Origin of the sequence: Pseudomonas sp. FYR_7, assembly GCF_043106155.1 — a bacterium.
GTDB classification, from domain to species: Bacteria; Pseudomonadota; Gammaproteobacteria; order Pseudomonadales; family Pseudomonadaceae; genus Aquipseudomonas; species Aquipseudomonas parafulva_B.
In genome coordinates this window covers 1-315 of the sequence record NZ_JBICMI010000083.1, presented here as the reverse complement: position 1 = coordinate 315, position 315 = coordinate 1, and the positions used below count along the sequence as shown (strand labels likewise).

Annotated in this window: 1 rRNA gene; it reads right to left on the bottom strand. The window is 50.2% G+C overall.

What is annotated here, in order from left to right:
- Nucleotides 1–315: ribosomal RNA gene (locus tag ACF8R3_RS21605) — 23S ribosomal RNA — on the bottom strand; the annotation flags it as partial.

Genomic DNA, 315 nt, shown 5'->3' with positions numbered 1-315 from the left:
TCGGCCTTGAAATCCCGGATTTGCCTAAGATTTCAGCCTACCACCTTAAACCTGGACAACCAACGCCAGGCTGGCCTAACCTTCTCCGTCCCTCCATCGCAATAACTGGAAGTACAGGAATATTAACCTGTTTTCCATCGACTACGCTTTTCAGCCTCGCCTTAGGGACCGACTAACCCTGCGTCGATTAACGTTGCGCAGGAAACCTTGGTCTTTCGGCGTGCGAGTTTTTCACTCGCATTGTCGTTACTCATGTCAGCATTCGCACTTCTGATACCTCCAGCAAGCTTCTCAACTCACCTTCACAGGCTTACA